Origin of the sequence: Prosthecobacter sp. (assembly GCF_049294395.1) — a bacterium.
Classification (GTDB): domain Bacteria; phylum Verrucomicrobiota; class Verrucomicrobiia; order Verrucomicrobiales; family Verrucomicrobiaceae; genus Prosthecobacter.
The window spans coordinates 1-16,768 of the sequence record NZ_JBAQCR010000267.1 but is presented as its reverse complement, the minus strand read 5'-3'; the positions used below and the strand labels follow the sequence as shown (position 1 = coordinate 16,768).

Annotated in this window: 15 protein-coding genes; 12 read left to right on the top strand and 3 right to left on the bottom strand. The window is 58.4% G+C overall.

Annotated features, from left to right (window positions below):
* Nucleotides 1-824: 824 nt before the first annotated feature.
* On the bottom strand, nucleotides 825-2,297 hold the full coding sequence (locus WAW39_RS18290; protein WP_422320630.1) for an RHS repeat domain-containing protein: 1,473 nt from the start codon (nucleotides 2,295-2,297) through the stop codon (nucleotides 825-827).
* 23 nt (nucleotides 2,298-2,320) lie between these two features.
* Nucleotides 2,321-6,562, bottom strand: coding sequence for a hypothetical protein (locus WAW39_RS18285; RefSeq protein WP_422320629.1), 4,242 nt, complete (start codon nucleotides 6,560-6,562; stop codon nucleotides 2,321-2,323).
* 118 nt (nucleotides 6,563-6,680) lie between these two features.
* Between WAW39_RS18285 and WAW39_RS18280 the strand changes: the two genes are divergently transcribed.
* From WAW39_RS18280 to WAW39_RS18265, 4 genes are all read left to right on the top strand, one after another.
* Entirely contained in the window at nucleotides 6,681-7,034 is a 354-nt protein-coding gene (locus WAW39_RS18280) for a hypothetical protein (protein WP_422320628.1), read from the top strand.
* 348 nt (nucleotides 7,035-7,382) lie between these two features.
* Entirely contained in the window at nucleotides 7,383-7,715 is a 333-nt protein-coding gene (locus WAW39_RS18275) for a hypothetical protein (RefSeq protein WP_422320627.1), read from the top strand.
* A gap of 428 nt (nucleotides 7,716-8,143) precedes the next feature.
* Nucleotides 8,144-8,557 (top strand): helix-turn-helix domain-containing protein, encoded by a 414-nt coding sequence (locus WAW39_RS18270; RefSeq protein WP_422320626.1) that lies wholly within the window; start codon nucleotides 8,144-8,146, stop codon nucleotides 8,555-8,557.
* A gap of 25 nt (nucleotides 8,558-8,582) precedes the next feature.
* The gene (locus WAW39_RS18265; protein ID WP_422320625.1) at nucleotides 8,583-9,350 is read left to right on the top strand and encodes a hypothetical protein; all 768 of its coding nucleotides are present in this window, start codon (nucleotides 8,583-8,585) and stop codon (nucleotides 9,348-9,350) included.
* Nucleotides 9,351-9,562: 212 nt separating this feature from the next.
* Here WAW39_RS18265 and WAW39_RS18260 read toward each other — a convergent pair whose 3' ends face one another.
* The gene (locus tag WAW39_RS18260) at nucleotides 9,563-10,339 is read right to left on the bottom strand and encodes a helix-turn-helix domain-containing protein (protein ID WP_422320624.1); all 777 of its coding nucleotides are present in this window, start codon (nucleotides 10,337-10,339) and stop codon (nucleotides 9,563-9,565) included.
* 71 nt (nucleotides 10,340-10,410) lie between these two features.
* On the opposite strand from WAW39_RS18260, the gene WAW39_RS18255 reads away from it, so the two are divergent.
* From WAW39_RS18255 to WAW39_RS18220, 8 genes are all read left to right on the top strand, one after another.
* A complete protein-coding gene (locus WAW39_RS18255; RefSeq protein ID WP_422320623.1) occupies nucleotides 10,411-11,367 on the top strand; it encodes an NAD-dependent epimerase/dehydratase family protein in 957 nt (318 codons plus the stop codon).
* Between the two features lie 5 nt (nucleotides 11,368-11,372).
* Entirely contained in the window at nucleotides 11,373-11,711 is a 339-nt protein-coding gene (locus tag WAW39_RS18250; RefSeq protein WP_422320622.1) for a hypothetical protein, read from the top strand.
* A gap of 5 nt (nucleotides 11,712-11,716) precedes the next feature.
* The gene (locus tag WAW39_RS18245; RefSeq protein ID WP_422320621.1) at nucleotides 11,717-12,487 is read left to right on the top strand and encodes an SDR family NAD(P)-dependent oxidoreductase; all 771 of its coding nucleotides are present in this window, start codon (nucleotides 11,717-11,719) and stop codon (nucleotides 12,485-12,487) included.
* 23 nt (nucleotides 12,488-12,510) lie between these two features.
* Nucleotides 12,511-13,614, top strand: a complete 1,104-nt coding sequence (locus tag WAW39_RS18240; protein WP_422320620.1) for a DUF4432 family protein — start codon at nucleotides 12,511-12,513, stop codon at nucleotides 13,612-13,614.
* 26 nt (nucleotides 13,615-13,640) lie between these two features.
* Nucleotides 13,641-14,639: a Gfo/Idh/MocA family protein gene (locus WAW39_RS18235; protein ID WP_422320619.1), complete on the top strand. Its 999-nt coding sequence runs from the start codon at nucleotides 13,641-13,643 to the stop codon at nucleotides 14,637-14,639.
* Nucleotides 14,640-14,685: 46 nt separating this feature from the next.
* Nucleotides 14,686-15,000, top strand: coding sequence for a hypothetical protein (locus tag WAW39_RS18230; protein WP_422320618.1), 315 nt, complete (start codon nucleotides 14,686-14,688; stop codon nucleotides 14,998-15,000).
* A 17-nt stretch (nucleotides 15,001-15,017) separates the two neighbouring features.
* Nucleotides 15,018-16,079, top strand: coding sequence for a Gfo/Idh/MocA family protein (locus WAW39_RS18225; protein WP_422320617.1), 1,062 nt, complete (start codon nucleotides 15,018-15,020; stop codon nucleotides 16,077-16,079).
* A 37-nt stretch (nucleotides 16,080-16,116) separates the two neighbouring features.
* The coding region (locus WAW39_RS18220) for a Gfo/Idh/MocA family oxidoreductase (RefSeq protein WP_422320616.1) at nucleotides 16,117-16,768 on the top strand (652 nt) is incomplete at its 3' end.

The following is a 16,768-nucleotide window of genomic DNA, read 5'->3' as shown; positions in this document are numbered from 1 at the left end:
ACCTGACCCAGCGAGTCATAGCCATAGTGCTGATCCTGCGTGTCAGTCAGCGAACGTCGCTGCCAGGTGCGCCGGCTGTTGCGGTCAAAGCCGTATTGGTTCTGATCGAGGACGGTGGACATAAGTGAGGATTATTTTAAATCAGTTCATTCAATGGGTGTACTCCTGCGGATGTCCACGGTGCGCCCAAAACGGTCGTAGCCATTGTAGGGATCGCCGGCGTCGCCATCAGGCTGCCCGATTTGCTGAAGTTGTGGCCCGAGCTGACCCAGCACGTGCGTTCGATAGTGTCTTGACAGGATAAATAAAGGCAAGCTCTCCATCGCTGACAAGGTGTTAGCATGTTAAGTTAGAGGCGTTTCGTTGTTTCTCACTGCTCCCGAATGAAAGACAGCCAATAGATAGGCTGACGCTTCTTGCGCTATTGGTTGGCCATCGGGTTCATTTCTGTAAGTACCCGGTTCTTAAAGGCGATATCTTATTAATAATAACCCTGATTTCAGGAAATAGAATGGAAGCATATATATAAATAAACACGAAAAATAACATGCAATTTAAATAGCTCATTCTGCGGCTAAATGAGTTTATATCACAACTTGATCGCCATGCAAATACCGTCCATACCACTGTTAAAGATAGTAAAATAATCCCAAATAAATTAGGAATAGCTGGCACAACTTGCCATCCGTGAATTTCGCGCATGGAACCATCAAGAACAGCATGGTATGTGTAAGCCAATCGAAGACCAACTGTTGAACTGATAAGCAAGGAGAAAGCGCATCCTGCTATTTGCAATTTTCCAATGTTCATATGGGATTTTATTTTCAATAAGAGGAAAAACGCATTTTCCATTTGGAGCAACCTCCACTTACATCATTCAAACAATCAACAACCTTCTGAGACCTTCCCCTTTCTATTGAAGCCAAACTTTGAACTCCGATCAGCATACCAATTATCTGGATTCCCGTTCCCACTTCATTTGCAATACCTGTTTCAACCTGATCAAGACAGGCTGTAACGCAGCTACCAGCAGAGGCATACTCAGGGTCACGATACCCATCCTTGCCTGGTGTTGCCGCAGCAGTGTTCCCAAACCCGATATCGCCCCCCCGATTAATAATATCGGTAAGATCACTGATAACCTTTTTTTGCTGAGCGAGGATTTTATCAAATGCATCCCAGTCGCAACATGGGCACTCTTCAAGCGGGATGGCAAAACCGGTGGGCGACGCAGAGCCGGTTATTGGATCTATGGATGTGTAACTTCCAGGCATTACAATAGGAATTGGTATTGAACCTAGACCTAAAAGGTCCACGTTATTAACTGGACCATTTTCTGTGAATTCGTAAAGATTTAGCCCACCCTTCTCCTCGATCGGATCCTTGCACGTCCACCTTCCCAATTGCGGCGAGTAGTATCGGTAACCGTAGTTCATCAGCCCGCTCTCCGCGTCGAGGAACTGCCCCTGGAATGCGAACTCCATCGAGCATTCGCTGCTGCTGCACTCCGTGAAGTCAGGATTCATAATCGTGCGCAGGCCGAACGCGCTAAACGCATAGCGCTCCTTGACTTCTCCCGACTCGTCGGTGATCGCCGCAGGATTGAAGTAGTCCATCAGCACATAGCGGGTCTCGTTGAGCGTCGAACCGCCCACCGCCCGGTCGCGCCGCACGAGATCATCCCGGTGCCGCGCTCCCCACAGGTAGCTCATCGCTGCCGTTGTTTCGGCATCCTTGCGCTCCTCCACCGGACGCCAGGCGTCGTTGTAGTAGCTGTGCAGCGTCTCCCCATCCACCTCCCGGGTGATGCGCCGATGGCTGCCGTCATAGGCGTAATCGCCTACCACCTCGCCATTGTTCTTCACTCGGGTGATCCGACTCCACGCATCCCAGGTGATCTCCAGCGTGCCGTCCCAATCCCCATCTGCATCCGGGGCCATCTGCCGCATGCGGCCCACGCGGTCTAGAATCATGTTGCTGGGATTGCCCTCGATCTGCGTGAGCCGGTTGCCGCGGTCATGCACGCGGTGCTGGTCCAGCGTGGTCGTCCCGTTGGCGGCGGCATGGTAGCCTCGCCAGTTTCCCGTTGGGTCATAGTCCCAGCTCTGAGCGCTGGCGGGGATGCCGCTGATGGCCGTGAGATTCAAGTTGAGACTGCCGCGCGCTGCGGCGCTCACCTGACCCAGCGAGTCATAGCCATAGTGCTGGTCCTGCGTGTCCGTCAACGAACGTCGCCGCCAGGTTCGGCGGCTGTTGCGGTCAAAGCCGTATTGAAGCTGTTCGAGGACGGTGGACATAATAAAGGATTATTTTACTCAGTTCATTCAATGGGTGTACTCCAACGGATGTCCACGGTTCGACCAAAACGGTCGTAACCATTGTAGGGATCACCAGCATCTCCATCAGGCTGCCCTGTCTGCTTGCGATAGTCACACATGATGTCCGGCTCAGGATAGGCCAGACGCACCTGCCAGCTTTGCCCAACATACTGATACTCCACGAGATTCTGGCTCTCACCGGTCACTTTTTCCGCGCTGATGCGGTTGAGATGGTCGTCCATCGAATTGGCGTCGCCATAAAGGTATGACAGGACACGTCCGTTCGGATAGGTCGTGGACACCTTGCGCATTTGATTGCCTGCACCGCTGGTGAACTCATATGCCACCTTTGGCGTGCTGCCATCGACAGCCCCCGCATGGCTTTGCTTGTCTGCCACCAGATTACGGAAGGCGTCATACTCAAATGCCGATTCGTTGACTACAGAACCACCGCTCGCAGCATTGTAGCTCGTCACCTTCGCAGTCAGACCGCGAACGTCATAGCTGTAACCGATGCGTAGCACCGCATCATCGAGGCCAGCAGCCAGCACCGTCACCCGATCAGCGATCATGTTGCCCATCTTGTCGAAGTTGTACGCGTGCGTGGTGCCGTCAGCGTCCTTGAACACCGTCTGCTGTCCCTGACGGTTGTAGCTGTATTCCAGCCGTGAATAGATCCCGTCAGGGCCGTCCGCCGCAGGCGCGGGGCGGTCGTCGCTCTCCGGATAAATCTTCGTGCGCACCAGGCTGTTGCTGGCGATTGCGCTGTCGGCCAGCGTGGTGCCAAACAGCCAGCGCGTGCTTTGATCGCCGGTTTCCGCGTTCACGAGGATGAGTTTACTCAACTGGCCGCTGGGATGCCAGCAAAATTGCGTGACCCGGGGCGTGGGGTGCGGCGGATAAGGCGGGTTGGCACACGCGCCTGCCGGGGATGAGGACATCCCCGCGCCTTGGCCAGGGGCAATGCCTTCGATGAGTTTGATCCTGCGGCCCGCTTGGTCGTTTTCCCAACGAGTCTCGATACCCATAGGGTCAATGATCGCGTTGGCATCCCCGCTGTCTTTGTAGCGGTTGGTGGTCACGAGAATCGTATCGCTTCGAGCCGGAGCCACATCGGGACGTGTGGGCACGCTACCGCCATTGGTGCCGTAGTCCGCGCTCACTCGCGGACGCCCGAGTGCATCAGGCCAGGTCATCCCGTAGGTGTCGCGGGATTTGGGCACAGGAAAGATGGCGTTGGGACCGCCGAGCACCCCGGTGCCCGTGGCATCGTCAAAGCGTTGCTTCTGTGTTTGCATGATCGCATTGCCACCCCGGTCATAGACCGTGTTGCTCTGCTCGATCACCGTGTCATCCACCACGCTGTTGTCATCGCCGTCCGGCACGCCCGATTCACCGGGATGGCAGCAGAGATAGGACACTGTGGGCCGGTTCAGCTCGTCATAGACCGTCTTGGTGAAGGCGGTGTTCCCCGGCTGGGACTGTTTGATCACATTGCCGACGAGATCATACCAGTTCAGCCCGGTCAAAGTGCCGGTCACATCGCCTGTGGCGGGATCGATGCCGTCCGTCTCAGTTTGGTAAACGCGGCCCAAGGCATCGAAATACGTCCGACTCTGCGCGAGACGGTTGTCATCGTCCACCGCCGTGTGGTACCGCACGCTGGCCGTAACGCGGTTCAGATTGTCGTAGGTGGCCTTGGCGATCCAGGTGGTCGTGCCGTCAGTCTGCGTGGTGGTCTCGCGCCGGTCACGGTAGTCATAACCGTAGAGGGTGATGCGGTCATTCCCGCTGGTGTCGTCCACCGGCAGGGTTTGCTGCGTCACGTTGCCATCGCCGCCTGCTTCGCCATCGTCGTATTCCAGAAGCTGCACCGCCACCATGTTGTTGCCGGTTGCCCCGCCGCCGGTCGGATCGCTGTCTGTGGCTCCGGTGTCATCCGTGCCCACCCACTGGCTTACGGCCTGATCCTGCACGTCATAGACCGTGCGCTGGATGGTGCCCGCAGGATCGACCACGCGGTTCTGGCGGCCCATGGCATCGTAGCCGTAGATCGTCTCCAGATAGTTCGCGATTTCCTCCCCATCTCCCTGCGCGGGGATGCGGTGATACACCCGCTGGGCATACAGCCGGCCCCAGGGATCGTAAATGCGGTGCGTCCAGCGGCTCCACTTCTCCTGCGGCAGCGCCTCCCCAGGTGTCAGCGGCCCGGTGGGGCAGCAGCGCACCGCCTGGATCTCATCCACCACGCGCCCGTTGCTGTCGCTGATCTGCCGGCTCACAGCCCCCATCACCGTGAAGGTCGGCGTGGGGTTGTTCCCCGTCAGGTAGCCGCTGGCGTTGCGCACTTCATGTGCCTCATCATCGTAAGTGGTGAAGGTCAACCGCCTGATGGCCGTGGTGGTGGTGTCCCACTCATTCAACTGCACCTCATGCCAGGGGCCGCGCTCCTGCACCACGCGCCCCTGCGCGTCGCTGACATAGTCGGTGATCAGATGCTCCCCATACGCAACCCATCCCGAAGGCGGGTCAGGCAGCAGGGTGGTGTTCACATCCTCAATGCGCTGCAGCATGGCTCCGGTGGCCTGCACGTAGCTGGTGTAGCTGATGACCCCGCGCTCGTTCATCTCCCAGGTCACGCGGCCAAAGCGGTCATAGACCTGCTTGCTCATGCCCGCCACGCCAGAGCCGTTTTCATCCTCCGACACCACCGGAGCGGTGGTGATCAGTTCCAGCACCTGGAAGGTCGCGTCGGTGCCGTCATTGTAGTAGGTGCGCTCATACGTGGTGGTCGGCGCATCCACATCCGCCATGCCCGCCACCGGATAGACCAGTCGTTCGCTGATGGTGTGGAGGTTCTGCCCGCCCACGGTCTGCGTGGCATACTTCAGCTTTTCCGTGACTTCCACCGTGCCACCGCTGCCCTGCTGAACGCCCCGGGTGGAGACATACCCCGCCACTTCTCCGTATGGAAAGACATCCGTCGTATAGTAACTCGTCACTTCGATCAAACCCGACGCCGCGCGCAGGTTCACCGTCAGCGTAGTGCTGCCGCCAGAGGGTTCAGTGACCGACTCCACCGCCGAGGGATTCGCATGCAGCATGGGACGGTACTGATCCGTGTAGGTCCAGTAATCCACCCACTGATCCTCCGTGACGACCTGCTGCAAAATTTTGACCAGCATGTTGTAGCCGTCATTGGTATAGACGCGGTGCTCGCTGCCATCCGGCAGTGTCTCTACCGTCTTGGTCATCCACACATTGGGGCCGCTGGCGCTGTCGCTGCTACTGCTGCTACTGCTGCTACTGCTGCCGCTGTGGTAGTCGGGGTTGGTCGTGTAGGCAAAGCTGTACTGACGCCGCCCGCCCTCCAGCCGCTCCAGGGTCACCCGTTTGTCGGCATCGTACTCGTAGTAGAAGTCGGCATAGGTCATGAGCTCCGCCTCCGTGGCCGTCTCCGGGTTCAGGCCGCCATCCAGCATCAACTGGTACGCACCCGCGCCGATGACCAGCTTCAGCCCGCTGGCAAACCCGTGCGCATCGCCCTCCAGGTAGTAGCGGTAGTGCTTGCGCGCCACGATGCGCCAAACATCCGAGCCCTTCTCATACTGCTCAATGATGGCCGACTTCAGGTCGTCCAGACTCCCACCGGTCTCGTCAATCTCATAGTAGTCAAACCGCACACGCCGGACGAACTGGTCATCCAGCTTCAGCGTCACCGAGGCGATGGAGTTCATCTCCGTCCAGGTGTAAAAAAACCCGGATGTCTGCCCGTCTTCGAACTGCTCGAACGATTCCAGGTTGCCGGCTTCATCGTAGTCGTAAGTCACCGTCCGGCCAGCCGGATCAATGATCCGCTTCAACTGCCCGCGCAACGCCGGCTCGGTGGTCTGATCGTAAAACACCCACTGCTGGCCATCACCGGCCTGCGTCAGCACAAATTCCTGCTCCGATTCATCCCACACCAGCGAGTCCCAGCCGACAAACTCGTTTTGATAAACGCCATCCTGCAGATTGAAGTACTCACTCGAAGTCGCCCCCTCCACCACGACCACCCGCGTGGGCTGGGTGACACCAATCGTGTACTGGAAGGCCAGAGCCTTCAACTGGCTCACATACCAGCGGTTGCCATTGAGGGATGAGCCATTGCCGCCGGTGCCGATCAGCACATTGGCGTAGCTGCGCGTGTGCCCCCATGGAATGCCGAAGGCATTGGCGGACAGATCCGTCTCGGAATAGACCATTTGCCCGCTGCCATAGTTCACCGGTCCCTCGCTGGCGCTGGGGACAGGGCATGACTGCCCCTGCGGCACATTCTTCCCTGGGCAAGTGCCACTCCTGCAACCACCGCCTGAAATAGGAGTGTCCTCATTGTGCGAGGAGGACACTTCCGTCTGCGAAGAGGGTGAAGAATCTGACGAATTTCCAAAACTGCTCGGCGGTCCTTCCGAAGACGCCGAACTGGGCTCCGGAAATGACTGGGGGGATGATAAACTGGATGAATTGGGTGACTGCGAACTGAGTGACGAAGACTCGGAGGTCTGGGACAAGACGGACAGCATCGACACAAAGGAATTCGAAGAATGCCCGTGGCTGGACAAATCACTGGATAACGAACTCTCAGAGTGTGGCGAGGAATACGAAGACTCACTGGATACATCAGAATGCCCAGCAGAGGAAAGGCTGGATACATCACTATGTCCGTGCGACGAGTAATCTGAGTGCCCGTGCGACGATGGATTTGAGCCCCCTTGCGATGAGGAACTTGGTGTTGATAACGAACTTTCACTGGTACTGCTCTCGGATGTGGAGCTGTTGAGCGATGAGTGACTGGAAACGTCTGAATGCCCTGCTGACGACTCGCTGAGGGAAGATTTGCTCGATGAAGAATTGTTGAACGAAGACTGGCTGGAGCCATCTGAATGACCTTCCGAGGACCAGCTGGACTCTTCTGAATGCCCTTGGGACGACAGCTCTGAATGCCCTTGCGAAGAGTAGCTGGGCGGAGACTGGGAGGAAGACAAAGAACTGCCCGTAGAAGAACTGCTTTTAGATGAAGAGCTGTTGAGCGATGACTCACTGCTCTGCGAAGATTGTGGACTAGATGAACTGTTACCGCTGGTGAAAGAGGAGTTTGACGTGGAGTCAGAGCTGCCGTCCGAATGCTCCTCTGAAGACGAATCTGAACTGCCGTCCGAATGCCCTTCTGAGGATGAAGAGGAGGAACTGTTGATGGAGGAACTGCTAGAAGACGAGACAGGGCCATCCGAATGGCCAGCCGAGTTCGAAGAGGATGAAGAGCTGTTGACAGACGATCTGCTAGATTCCGAAAATTCTTCTGAAGACGAACTGGACGAGGAATTGTCAGGCATGGAAATGAATAGTTATTTTTACTAGCTTATTAATTTCGCACCTTAGATATTGACGAATAGCTGTCAACATCCATCAGAATTTTCTTCATCATAGGCTAATGACTTATCGCATCTAAACGCCAACTTTATTTAAATCGTTGATCTACAAATATTTACCTGTGAATATAGACACCACAGAAGAACCCGTGGCCAGAACGTCACCGTTCTTTAAAACCTCACCTCGTTGCCGCGAAATTGAAGATGTTTCATGAACGATCTGAGACCATCACTCAGTCGGCTGAGGGTTTTACGACATCATAGGGGCCATTCTACCAACCACCCGATAACACCCGCACAAAATGGCAATGGATCCAAAAATGAAACCTAGTCCGCAAACACTTGGAGCTGAACGCGCTACACATCATGTGAAGAAAGTGTCACCCTATTTTGCCATTTTGCTTTTTCAAGCTTCGAGTGAGCCCAGAAGCATTTAAAGCATTCATTCTCAGAAAGAAAGGTGTCATCCCCTTACCCCAGACTCTTGGCGAACACCTTCGAAATCGGAGGTTGGTGCTGGATTTGCGGCAGGAGGATGTAGCGAGACAACTTGGCACTATGCGTGAGGTTTACGAACGATGGGAGCGCGATGAACGACAGCCTGTCGTCTCTGAGTGGCCGGGCATCCTTTCCTTCCTCGGTTACTATCCTTTCGGTCAAGAAACCACTGCCGATCTTGTGATGAAGGCACGGCGGTGCCAAGGTATGGATCAGAAGGAATTGGCCCAATTAGTCGGCGTGATTCATCAACAACTCCGCCGATGGGAACATGGGGACGAAATGCCCGCATCCGACAAGTTGGAAGCCCTTCACTTCCTCGCATCCAACTAGATCGTTGCGGGAACACCTACCCCTGATGCCGCGTGCGGAACTGCTTGGGCGTCATTCCGATGCGTTTGCGGAAGTGCTGGGTGAAGGCGCTTTGATCGCAGAAGCAGCCCGCAGTGAGTCCTGGTTCGGCTGCCGAGGCGCTTGCAGGAACTCCGGGAAGCGATGGCCTGAAGGAACGTTCACCCTGGCTCGTGAGCGTGGCATCAGCCGCGCGCGGAAGATCTGGGGCGTCGTGCAAAAGGCCGGCACGCCGGAGGAAGATGCCGCGTTCGCCTTTGCGCTGCCAATCGTCGGGCTTAAGGACTGGAGTGATGTCGTGGCGACAAAGTTCGACCCGCCGCGTGCGGTGAAGCGCGAGACGGGGCACGTGGTCTTCGACTTCGTCGCACAGCGAACGAAGGCGCAACAGGAGAATATGCAGTCAGTCGAGCTGCGGCGCATCGGCCCGCCGGACGAAGTGCCGGAGGATGCGCTGCAGCAACATCCGAAGCCGAAAGGCCGCGCCCTGCTGACCTACCGCGTCGCGATTCCCGCTGCGGATGCGAAGCGCTGCCTGCTCACCTTTGACGCGCTGCTGAACAACGCGAAGAGCAATGGTGCCGCCTTCGCCATTGAGATTGATAGACGCGAAGTCTTCGCGCGCCAGCTCAAGGGCGCGGAGCGCGTGCCGGCAGAAATCGATCTCGCCGGTTTCCGTGGTCAGGAAGTGAGCATCGCCTTCATCGTCGATCCCCTCACCGATCCCGCAGCCGATTGGGCGACATGGGTCGCCCCGCGCGTCGTGCTGCGCTAAGATCGTCGCCGCACGTTCAGCCCCATTCCATTTGATTAAACCATGAAATCCTCCTTTCGACACCTCTTTGCTCTGCTGCTCGCGCTGCTCAACCCGCTGCCAGTGATCGAACGCGAAATCGCGGCAGCATTGGAGCGGGCGCCGAAATCGTGAGCCGTAGCATGGGCTGGCGCTTGATTCCCTCACGGAGTCAAGTTACGGCACAAAACACCTCACGCACCACCAGTCGTCAGCTCATCGAGATGCCGCTGCCGATAGGAAGATGGAGTCAGGCCCGTGTGAGCGCGGAAGGCGCGGGTGAAGGCGCTTTGGTCGTAGAATCCGCACTCGAGGGCGATGGCACCCGCGGTGTGATCGGTGGCGATGAGGTCCTGGCACGCGGCGCGGATGCGCTGGCGGATGAGGTAACGCATGGGAGGCTCGCAGAGCAGCTTGTGAAAGAGACGGGTGAATTGCCGCTCCGAAAGATGCGTGAGCGCGGCGAGATGTTTGGTTTCAATCGGATCACGAAAGCGCGTGTGCAGATGACGTAGTGCGGGCTCAAGCTGCTGAAAGTGATGTGTCACGCCGCCGACTTCGTGCATGTCGTAGAGCACGAGGGCGACGCCGCAGATGCACCCACGCCCGTCACGCAACGGAGACACGGAAACGACATACCAGTTCAAGGGGCCGTTGATGTCGGGCACCATTTGCGAGTAGTAGGTGCGCGTTTTGCCAGTGTGCATGACGCGGCGATCTTCGTCCACAAAACTGGCGGCAAGTTCGAGAGGAAAGAAGTCGCGGTCCATCTTGCCGAGCATCTGCCACTCATGTTCCAAGTTGAAGATTTTCAGCGTGCGAGCGTTCGCGCACACGAAGCGGCTGTCCTTATCCTTGGCCAGGAAAGCGATCATCGGCAGTGTGGCGAAAAGTGCAGATAGCTGTAGGCCGCCACTCATGCGTTTGAGGAATGCCTGCTGAAATTGTTGCGCCCGGCGTTGTTCGTTCATGGCCGGAAAATACCAAAGGTTGGCGTTCTCGGCCAATGCTTTGAGCCAACTGGTGGCGTTATACTGAACCGATGAAACAAACAGTCGCCATCTTTGGAGCCAGCGGAAAACTCGGACGCCATGCGTTGGCGGTTCTGACGCGGCGCGGGTTTGCGGTGAGAGCGCTGGTGCATCGCACGCCGGTTGTCGGAAGCAACATCACGTCTATGACCGGCAGCATCACCGACGCGAAGGCCGTGAATGAAACGATGCGCGGCGCGGACATCGTGGTGCAGCTCGCCACGACCAAGGAGGACGCGGATACTTTCTTTGACGTGAGTGTGCGCGGCACTTTCAACATCCTCGAAGCCTGCCGCCGCGAGAGCGTGAAGCAGTTCATCCTTTTCGGTGGCGATGCGGCGCAGGGCATCTGGTTTTATCCGCAGCCGACCCCCATCGACGAAAACCATCCGCTCACAGCCTACCCAGGCTACTACGCATTCTCCAAGGTGATGGAGGAGACGATGGCCGCGCAATACGCGATTCAATACGGCGTGCCAGTCACCGTGCTGCGCTCGTCATGGGTGTTTGAGCAGGACGATCTGCTGAACCATTTTTCTCTGCTGCTAAATGTGAACCCCGCTGAGCCTGGCCACGGCTTTGGCGAAGTCAGCGACGACGTGCTCGCGCTGGTGCGGGCCAAACAGGAGCGCATCCCGATCCTCACGGACGCGAACGGTGCGCCACTGCGGCGGCACATCGTGCATGTCGATGACGTGATGCAGGCCTTTGATCGCATGATCGACAATCTCTCCGCGCTCGGGCAAACCTTCAACATCGCGGGGCCGTCGGCCTTCGATTACCGCAGCGCGGCGGACTATCTATCGAAGCAGCTCGGCGTGCCGACGGTGGAGATTCCCAGTCCGAAGTATCACCCGTTTGAAATCAACATCACCCACGCCCGCACGGTGCTCGGTTACGCCCCGGAGAATGATTTCTTCCGCATGGCCGACCGCGCCATCTCCGCACGCAACTCATCTAACCTATAAACATCATGCGCCTGTTCCATCATATCGGCCTGCCGACTAACGAGAGTCATCCCGGCGAGTATTTCGTCGAAGACACCAAGGTGTGGGTCACCGACCCGCGCAAGCATCCCTACCTCGTCGAGTATCTGCGGTTCGAGCCGGACAGCCCCGTGAGCGGCCCGGTGCGCGACATGCCACACGTCGCGTATCGCGTGGACGACATCCAGGCCGAGCTGCGTGGCGAGCAGGTGCTCATTGAGCCGTTCGAGCCGTCGCCGAATTTCACTGTGGCCTTCATCCTCAAGGACGGCGCTGTGATTGAGTTCATGAAGTTTGAAAACGAAAGCGATCTGCCTTGGAGATAAAAAATATGAGCATCAAAGACAAAGTCATTCTGGTCACCGGCGGCACGTCGGGCATTGGCGAGGCGTGCAGTCGGCATTTCGCGGCGCTCGGCGCGCACGTGGTCATCGCATCGAATCAACAGGAGCGCGGAGACGTGCTCGGAAAGGAACTGCGCGCTGCCGGTCATGACGCGCGCTTCGTTTTCGCCGATGTCTCGCGCGAAGACAGCGTGAAGGCGATGGTCGAACGCGCGGTGGAGCTTTACGGCCGCATCGACGGCGTGCATTGCAACGCGGGCGTCTGGGGCAAGGGAAAGGTCACTGAGTTTGATGACGAAGCGTGGGACAAGCTTATGGGCGTGAACGTGAAGAGCGTGTTCTGGACCGCAAAGCACGTCATTCCTGTGATGGAGCAGCAGGGACAAGGCGTGTTCCTCATCACGACCTCGGTAGCAGCGTTCATCGGCTTCCCGGCGCATGCGCTCTACTGCGCGTCGAAGGGCGCGCTGGAGTCGCTGATCCGCTGTCTCGCGGTGGATCACGCGGGCAAGGTGCGCGTCGTTGGTATCTGCCCCGGCACGATCGACACGCCGATGCTCGCGGCCACCTGCGAGGGCTGGGACAAACCCGTCGCTGAACTTTACGCCGATGTCGCGCGCCGTATTCCCGTGCGTCGGCTCGGCCAGCCCATCGACATCGCACAAACGGCGGCTTTTCTGCTGAGTGACGACGCGGGCTACATCAATGGCACCTCCATCGTGCTCGATGGAGGAACGATGGGGCTGCCGCCGTGGTGAATTGAATCTGAAAGAACCAGACAATGAAACCCGACCTCGCCAAATTTGAAAACCCGCTCCAACTCGGCGGCATCCGCACTGGCACGCTCGACTCACCGGGCGCAGGTGGTGGGCAACCGGTGCGTGTGGCGTTGTTCGACACAGGCGCGGGTTTGCGCTTCACGGTCGCGCTGGATCGTGGCGGCGACATCGTGGACGCGAGTTTCAAACAGCATGCCTTCGCCTACCTCACACCGAACGGCCTCGTGCCGCCGAGTGCTACGTTTCACACGGGCGCGGAGTGGTTGCGCGGCTGGGCGGGCGGGCTGGTGACGACTTGCGGCCCGGAATACATGGGGGGGCCACGCATTGAGAATGGTATGCAGACATCGCTGCATGGCCGCTACTCCGGCCAGTGCACGCAGGTCGAGACGCTTCGCAATCCCGACCCGCACAATGGCCGGCATGAAATGGAACTCGGCCTTGTGGTGCGCGACTCGCGGATGTTCGGCCCGGTGTTTGAAATCCGCCGCATCATCCGCTGCACGCTCGGTGCTCCGGAGATTCACATCGAAGACGCCGTGACGAATCGCGGCGACATGCGTGTGGCGCATCACTGGCTCTACCATTGCAATCTCGGCTGGCCGTTGCTCGACTGTGGCGCCCGTTTCGTTTATCGCGGCAAGGCGGAGTATTGGACCATTCCTCCGCCAGCGGGCCAGGACATCGTGCAGCCACTCTCCGCCACGGCGATGAACAAACTCAAGCGCGTGCCTGATGGCCTGGCACAACACGCGGGCAGCGGTGAGCGTGGGCTCATCGTGGACACGGAAGAAGAAAGCGATGGCTGGTGCCGCATCGGTCTTATCAACGACAAGCTCAAGTTCGGCCTCGAAATCAGCTATCCGAAGAAGGCGCTGCCGCGCATGGCGAACTGGCAGCACTACGGCCCGCGCGGCTGTTACGTCAGCGCATTGGAACCCTTCTCCGGCTCGCTTCTCGGCACTGCGCGCGACAAGCACAAGCTCGCGCAGCAGTTCCTGGAGCCAGGCGAGACGCGAAACTACCAGCTAAAAATCCGCGCACTCAGCGGTGCCGCCGAACTCGGCTCACTCGCGAAGCATGACGGCCCGGTGCGCCCCGTCTGAACAACACTTCAACACAATCCACTCCTATGAAAAAAGTAAAACACGGTGTCCTCGGTCTCGGCTGGTTTGGTGAAAAACATTGCGAAGCACTCGCTGCGATTCCCAATGTGGAACTTCACGCAGTCTGCACCCGCAATCCTGAGCGGCTCAGTGAAATACAAAAGAAGTTCGGCGCGACGAAAGTCTTCACCGACTACCACACGATGCTCGCCGATCCCGAACTGGAATCCGTGAGCATCACCACGATGTGGGATCAGCACACCGCGCCCGCCGTGGCCGCTCTGCAAGCTGGCAAGCATGTCTTTCTCGAAAAACCAATGGCTTCGACCATCGCTGACTGCGATGCCATCGTGGATGCGGCCAATGCGGCAAAAGGTTTCTTCATGGTCGGTCACATCTGTCGCTTCAATCCACGCTACGCTGCCGCGAAGCAGGAGATAGCATCGGGCAAAATCGGCAAAATCATTTCCATGTATGCACGCCGCAATTTGCAGGCGTGGGTCGGTGCATCGGTGCTCGACAAGATCGGCCCGATCATCGGCGATTGCGTGCATGACACCGACCTGATGTTCTGGTTCAGCGGCTCGCGCGCCATCTCGGCCTACGCGCAGACGGTGAAGGTCCGTGAGCATGCGAATCCCGATCTAGGCCAGGTGATGTATCGCCTGGAGAGCGGGGCGTCGTGCATTTTGGAGTCCGTGTGGTGCCTGCCGAACACCACACCGTTTCAAATTGATGAACGCCTTGAAATCGTCGGCACCGAAGGCGCGATCTCCATCCAGGATACGCACCCGAACCTCATGATCGTGGACAAGGACGGCGTGCGCTGCCCCGACACCACCTATTGGCCGATGATCCACGGCCAGTTGCGCGGTGCCCTGCGCGATGAGGTGGCCTACTTCGTGAACTGCGTCGCCACAGGCGAGAAGCCCACCGTCATCACCCCCGAGGAATCACGCGAGGCTGTGCGTGCCTGCCTTGCCGCCGAGGAATCCGCTCGCACTGGCCAGGTGATAAAGCTTTGAAAGCTCAACACTCAGGAAGATCTCCCATGAACTCAACCCACACACCATGACCCACACATCCTCATTCGTCCGAATCAGCCTCGCCGGACTTCTGTTCTGCGCGGCGCTCATCACAGGTCCATCGCTGACGGCGGCGGACAAAACTAAGCTCGTGGACTTTGGCGGCGGCGCGACGCTTGAGCTGGTGGGCATCCCGGCAGGCGAATTCATGATGGGCAGCACGCCCGCCGAGAAAGCCTGGGCCACGGGCATCGAGGGAGGAGCGCAGCCGGGGACCTACTCCGACTCCCGCGACGGCTTCCGGGTGTGTTTGGCAACGCCTCGCGACATCCAGCGCATCACACCACCGATCAGCAAATAACTTCACCCCAACTCACCATGAACAACCAGCCCACATTACAGATAGACCGCCGCGCATTTGTCACTCGCTCAGTCGCCACCCTCGCCGCCGGACTCCCGATCATCGGGCGTGCCCAATCAGCGCCGCTGAAGCTCGGCATCATCTCGGCGGCGACGTATGCTCCCACTTACAACAATCCTGCCGCGCCGCGCATGCCGGGGTCGCATCATGGCACCGCTTTTTCCACCACGTTCAACGGCTGGGATGAAGAGAAGGCGAAACAACTCAAGGGCACGTTCGTCAAGTCAGGCCGCAGACTCGAAGGCGCGCGCGTGGTGAAGATTTGGGACACTGACAAAGCCGCCGCACACGCGCTGGCAGATGTCTGCGGCATCGAGACCGTGACAGACACTCCAGAGCAATGCTGTGACGGTGTGGATGCCGTGCTCATCGTCGATGACGGCAGCGGCGCGCAGTGGAAATACGCTGAGCATTCCTTGCGCAAAGGCGTGCCGACTTTCTGCGACAAACCACTCGCCATGACCGCGCGCGAAGCTGCCGCCGTGGCCAAGCTTGTGCGCGAAACCAAGACGCGCTTCATGTCCGCCAGTAGCCTGCGTTTTGTGCCGGACATCATCAAGCTGCGCAACGAACTGCCGCAGCTCGGCGAGGTGCATCTTGCCAGCGCCGTGTGCGGCAATGAACTCGTCTATTACGGCATCCATGCGCTCTCGATGATCTATGCCGTGCTAGGCAAGGGAGCCGTGAGCGCGATCAATGTCGGCAAGCCAGGCGCAAACATCGCGCGTCTTCGTTTCGGCGATCAGCGTGACGTCATGCTCATCGTTGCCGACAAAGAAAAGATGCGCGCGGGCTACCAGATCAATCTCTACGGCGAGAAAGGCTGGCGTAGCCTCACACCTGATCTCAAAGACCTCTATGCTTACCTGCTGGAGGCCTTCCTCGATTTAGTGATCACCGGCAAGGAGAGCGTGCCCATCGAAGAAGAAGTCGAAGTCATCGCCGCGCTTGAAGCCGCCAAGCGCTCCCTCGACCTCGGTCGTGAAGTGACGCTGAACGAGGTGATCGCGGGCATCTGATTCTTTTTTGATCCAGAACAACAACCCAAACTCAGCCATGAACACACCCAATTCCACCCATCTCACCCGTCGTGATTTCTTCCAGCAAAGCAGCAAGGCCGTCGCCGCCTCCGCGCTGGCCGGGATCGCCATCCCGCATGTCCATGCGGCGGGTAGCGACACCATTCAACTCGCCATCATCGGCAGCGGCGGGCGTGGCAGCGGTGCCATTGCGAATGCGATGGAAGCCACCGGCAGCACCACGAAGCTCGTCGCCATGGCCGATCTATATGAAGACCGCCTCCAGGGGGCTCACCGCGTGCTCTACGATAAATTTCAAGAGCGCATTGATGTGCCCTCGGAGCGCCAGTTCATCGGCTTTGATGCTTACAAGAAGGCCATCGACTCGCTGCGGCCAGGCTCCGGCGACATCGCGCTGCTCACCGGCTATGCAGGCTTTCGCCCGCAGCAGCTCGAGTATGCCGTGGAGCGCGGCGTGAATGTCTTCATGGAGAAATCCTTTGCCACAGATCCCGTCGGCGTGCGCCGCGTGATCGCCGCCGCCGAGGCTGCGGAGAAAAAGGGCGTGAAGATCGCCGCGGGACTCATGTGCCGTCACTCGCCGAATCGCGAGGAACTCATCCGCCGTCTCCGCGCCGGTGAGCTGGGCGATCTCAGCTACACCCGCGCCTATCGCATGGGTCCAACAG